Here is a 5,076-nt window from a genome sequence, read left to right on the forward strand (position 1 = left end):
GCGGCAGCCGCGCCACCGCCAGCGCCGCGACCCCAGCGGCCACGAGCGCCAGCGCCCCGTAGAGCCAGGCCCCTCCTAGCCCGACCGCCCAGGCCAGGCGCGCCAGACCCAGCACTACGGCTGCTCCCAGCAGCCCCGTGAGCCTCAGACCGTTCATCGGCGAGAGTATATCAGCCCGCGCCGAGTGCCCAGCGCGGGATGTCGATGGTCGATGGTCAATGGTCGATAGCTGATAGCCAATAGCCGATAGCCCAACGCTGAACGTGCAGCGCGGGTCGTACGGCGTACGTCCTACGTCGTATGCGAGACGCCAAACGCCAAACGCAAGACGCAAAACGCAAAACGCAAAACGCCTTACTCCCCCCTTAGCAAGGGGGGCTGGGGGGATAAACCCTCCCCGCGTGCGGGGAGGGACGGGGAGGGGCAACCACAGGCCACGAGCCTTCCGCCCTTCGCTGACGGCTGACCGCTGATAGCTGACGGCTTACCGCTTTTCCCACCTTTGCATCTCAGCCGCGTTACCTCTAGACTGAAGTGCTCATGGCCGGACTGGAAAACCGCCGCGCACGCCACGACTACGAGATCCTCGAGACCTACGAGGCGGGGCTGGTGCTCCGGGGTACGGAGGTCAAGTCCATCCGGGCCAGCCAGGTGGACTTCACCGGGGCCTTCGCCCGCTTCGAGAACGGGGAGCTCTTCCTCGAGAACCTCTACGTCGCTCCTTACGAGAAGGGCGGCTACACCAACCACGACCCCCGTCGCCTGCGCAAACTCCTGCTGCACAAGGGCGAGCTGGCCAAGCTGCGGGCCAAGGTCGAGCAGAAGGGCCTCACGCTGGTCCCGCTCAAGATCTTCTTCAACGAGCGCGGCCTGGCCAAGCTGCTGCTGGGCCTGGGGCGAGGAAAGAAGGCCTTCCAGAAGAAGGACGACGATAAGCGCCAGGCCGTGCAGCGCGAGCTGGAGAGCTGGTGAGCTTGCAAGCCGCGGGCACAGCCGTTAGAACTGTAGCGATGTTCGGCAAGGTGGAGAAGCACTCGAGGCGCTGGCCGCTGTTGGTGCTGGCGCTCGTGCTCTTATTCAACCTCACCGGCGCCCAGAGCCTGTACTCGCTGGCCGTCGGCAACCGCACGGTGGCCGTGGCCTTCGCGGGCAACGCCCCCTACGGCCCCGCCGAGCCCATGGCCCAGGCGCTGGGGCTGGGCTTCGTGGCCTACCGCACCGGGGTCTACGTGAGCCTGGGCGGGCGGGTGGAGTGGTTCCCCTACGCCAACAGCGCGGCGGAGGCCGGCAGCACCGGCAAGGCCTGGCGGCGCGAGGGCGAGCCCTGGCTGCCCATCCGCGGGCTGGCCTCGGCCTTCGGCCTCGAGTACCGTCAGGTGGGCTCTATCTACGTGCTCGGCCTGCGCCCGGCCCGGCTGCTGGCGGTGCGCAAGAGCTCGAGCGACGCCCTCAGCCGCGTGGTGCTGCGCTTCGACCGCGACGTGCAGGTGCGCCTGCTGAGCGCCAACCCCCCGACCTTCGCCCTCATCGGCGTGGTGGAGGCCGGCGAGAACGGCGGCTACGAGCTGAGCCCCGCCGGCTACGGCCTGCGCCTGACCCTCCCGCCCGTCCCCGGCCCCCTGCGGCTGTTCTACTCCGCCAACGAGGCGGTGCTCGAGTGGGGCGAGCGCAAGTTCAGCCCCCGGGTCGTGCTCGACCCCGGCCACGGCGGCGCCGACGCCGGCATCACGGTGGAGGGCGTGCGCGAGAAGGACGTCACCCTCAACCTCGCCCAGCGCGTGGCCGAGGGCCTCAAGGCCCGCAACCTCGACGTCCGCCTGACCCGCAGCGACGACCGCAACCCCGCCCTCTCGGAGCGGGCCCGCCAGGCCACCTTCGCCCAGGTCTTCGTCAGCCTGCACGCCGTCAGCGGCAAGAACCTCGTCGCCTACACCTACCCCGACGAGCGCGGCCTGGCCTTCCTCGACAAGGGCCGCCAGCTCCTGCCCAAGACCCCCGCCCCGCGCCGCGAGGTGCTCGGCCGCTTCGTGGCCGGGCCCGACGCGAGCGCGCGCCTGTCGAAGGAGATCGCCGGGGCCCTGGCCAACCGGGCGCTCGTCCCCCTCGAGGCCCAGGGCCCCTACTTCGTGCTCTCGCAGGCCGGGGGCGCGGCGGTGCTGCTCGAGGTCGGCATGGACGAGGCCGCCAGCCCCGACCGGCGCAAGCAGATCGCCGAGGCCCTCACCGAGGCCATCCTGCGCTACCTCGACATCCCCCTGGAGGAGCCCGTGCCCGCCAACCCCACCGCGCCGGGCGGGGGAGGCAACAGCCGATGAGACGCTTCCTGACCTTCTTCAACATCTTCGGCCTGCTGGTGCTCGTCGGCGGCCTGTGGGTGATGTTCTACACCCAGGGCGTGCTGCGGGTGCCGGTGGTCAACCTGCCCAGCAAGGGCGACGAGCGGCTGGGCGAGCGCCCGGTGCGGCTGCACTTCGCCAACGCCAAGGCCGACGGCTTCTCCATCGAGGTCCGCACCCTCGAGATCTCCGAGGGCGACAACCCCCTCGAGCTCGCCCTCGCCGAGCTGCTCAAGGGCCCGAAGGCCCAAGGCGCCTACCCCGTCGCCCCCGTGGGCCTGCCCGTGCCCAAGGTCTACCTCTTGGGCGACCAGGCCATCGTCAACCTGCCCGCCGCCTACGGCCGCCTCCAGCAAGGCAGCGCCGCCGAGGTCATGCTGGTCTACGGCATGGCCTACACGCTGCTCGAGTTCCCCCAGATCAAGTCGGTGCGCTTTCTGCTCGAGGGCAAGGAGGTCGAGTCCCTCGGCCACCTGAGCCTTTTGGACCCGATCATCCGGCCCTGACGAAGGCCAACTATGCTCAGAAGTTTTTCACGAGCTAGATTTATCGTGAATCTCTTCACTTATTAGCCCCGGTAGGCAAACGCCCGCCCATGCGGTACACTCAGCCCTCGATCAGCGGCCCCCGGGGCCAGGAACACCATGCGAATCGAGCAGATCACCCTCCAGGGTTTTAAATCCTTCGGCGAGCGCACCCGGCTGGACTTCGGCCCCAGCGTGACCGGGGTGGTGGGGCCCAACGGGTCGGGCAAGAGCAACCTGGTCGAGGCCCTGCGCTGGATCGTGGGGGCCCGGGCCCGCGAGCTGCGGGGCGAAGAGGCCCAGGCCCTGCTGTTCCACGGCTCGGAAGGCCGCGCCCCCATGGGCTTCGCCGAGGTCGAGCTGGTCCTCTCGCGCGGCCGCGAGCGGCTGGTGATCTCCCGCCGCCTCGACCGCGACGGTGCTAGCGACGTGCGGCTGTCGGGCCACAAGGCCACCTTCAAGGCCATCGAGCGGGCCCTGGCCGGCTCGGGCCTGGCCCGGGGCGGCTACGCGATCATCGGCCAGGGCGAGGTGGGCGAGGTGCTGCAGGCGGGGCCCGAGGTGCTGCTGGGCTACCTCGAGGAAGCCGCCGGCCTCAAGGCCGTCACCCTCGCCACCCGCACCGCCGAGGAGCGCCTCGAGGCCGCCACCCAAGAGATGGAGGCCCTCAGCCGCAAGCACGCCGAGCTCAAGGAGGGCCTGCAGGCCAAGGCCGCCCAGGCCGAGGCCGCCCGCCGGGCGCGCGAGCTGTCCCGCCAGCTCCTGGCGCTCAAGCGGGGCCTGGTGCAGGCCCGCATCCAGGAGTCCCAGGCCGAAGCCCGCAAGACCCAGGCCCGGCTGGTCGAGCTCGAGGCCGAGAAGGCCCAGCTCGCCGAGCGGCTGGCCGCCTTGCAGCAGGAGAAGACCGCCCTCCAGGAGGGCCTCGAGGGGCTCAACCGCGCCCACGGCGAGGCCCTGCGCCAGGCCGAGGCCCTGCAGGGCGAGCGGCGGCTGCTCGAGCAGGAGACCGCCCACCTGCGCGAGCTCGAGGCCCGCCTGCGCCGCGAGGCGGAGGGCCTCGGCGCCCAGGTCGCCCGCTTCGAGGCCCTGCCCGTGCCCCAGGAGCCCCAGGCCCCGGAGCCCGGCGCCCAGCAGGTGGAGGGGCTCGAGCTACGCCAGCGCCAGACAGAGGCCCGCCTCGCCGAGCTGCAGCGCGAGCTGCGCCAGGCCCAGGCCCGCTACGAGGCCTTCCTCAAGGCCCAGGCCACCTACGAGGCCCGCCTCGCCGCCTTCCGCCAGACCCAGGAGCAGCAGCAGCACCTGGAGGCCGAGCGCTCCCGCCTGGAGGGTGCACTCGCCGAGCTCGAGGCCCGCCGCCAGGGGCTCGAGGCCCGCGAGCAGCAGCTCCGCGCCGAGCTCGACCGGGTGGTCAAGCAGGAGGGCGGCCTCGGCGCCGACCTGCGGGCCAGCCGCTCCGAAGCCCAGCGCCTGGAGGCCTACCTGCAAAGCGGCACCGACCTGGCCGAAGGCCCGCGCAAGGCCCGCAACGCCGGGATCGCCGGGGTGCTGGGCGTGGTGGCCGACCTGCTCGAGGTGCCCGAGGGCCTCGAGCTGGCCCTGGAGATCGCCCTGGGCGGCCGGCTGCAGTGGGTGCTCACCCGCGACGAGCGCGCCGCCAAGCAGGCCGTGGACTACCTCAAGCGCGAGGGCGGCCGCGCCACCTTCCTCCCCCTGACCCTGCTCAAGCCCGCCCACCGGCCCCGCCGCGACTGGTCGCAGCTCCCCGGCGTGCGCGGCCTGGCCCGCGAACTGGTCGGCTTCGCCCACCCCGAGGCCCTGCCCACCCTGCTGGGCGACACCCTGGTGCTGGAGAGCCTCGAGGCCGCCCTCACCCTCGCCCGCCAGCACCCCGACCACCCCCGGCTGGTCACGCTGGAGGGGGAGCTGCTCGAGTCCAGCGGCGCCATCACCGGCGGCCGGGTGCAGCGCGGCGGGCAGATGCTGGCCCAGCGCCGCCGCCTGGCCGAGGTGCGCGGCGAGGCCGAAGCCCTCACCGCCCAGGTCCAGGCCCTCAGCGCCCGGGCCGCCGAGCTGCGGCAACAGCTCCAGGACCCCGCGCTCAAGGAGCTTCGCCAGCAGGAGGACGCCGCCCGCGTCGAACTGCGCGGCGTGCGGCTGGCGCTGGAGCGCCTGGGCAACCCTCAGCCCCCCGAGGCCCCCGAGCCCGTGCCTGCCCC

4 protein-coding genes are annotated in these 5,076 nt (G+C 72.2%); all 4 read left to right on the forward strand.

The annotated features are described in order from the left end of the window. The first annotated feature begins 540 nt into the window (after window positions 1-540). Window positions 541-972 carry an SsrA-binding protein SmpB gene (gene smpB, locus MEICH_RS0113650; RefSeq protein WP_027893102.1) on the forward strand — a complete coding sequence of 144 codons (432 nt, stop codon included), beginning with the start codon at window positions 541-543 and terminating at the stop codon, window positions 970-972. A 38-nt stretch (window positions 973-1,010) separates the two neighbouring features. Further along, the gene (locus MEICH_RS25065) at window positions 1,011-2,315 is read left to right on the forward strand and encodes an N-acetylmuramoyl-L-alanine amidase family protein (RefSeq protein WP_051304155.1); all 1,305 of its coding nucleotides are present in this window, start codon (window positions 1,011-1,013) and stop codon (window positions 2,313-2,315) included. Then, complete coding sequence (locus MEICH_RS0113660) at window positions 2,312-2,842, forward strand: GerMN domain-containing protein (RefSeq protein ID WP_027893103.1); 531 nt, start codon at window positions 2,312-2,314, stop codon at window positions 2,840-2,842. The genes MEICH_RS25065 and MEICH_RS0113660 overlap by 4 nt, the downstream gene beginning before the upstream one ends. A gap of 138 nt (window positions 2,843-2,980) precedes the next feature. Beyond that, window positions 2,981-5,076, forward strand: a 2,096-nt coding sequence (locus MEICH_RS25070; RefSeq protein WP_157202833.1) for an AAA family ATPase, incomplete at its 3' end; no start/stop codon positions are given.

Origin of the sequence: Calidithermus chliarophilus DSM 9957 (assembly GCF_000430045.1) — a bacterium.
GTDB lineage: Bacteria > Deinococcota > Deinococci > Deinococcales > Thermaceae > Calidithermus > Calidithermus chliarophilus.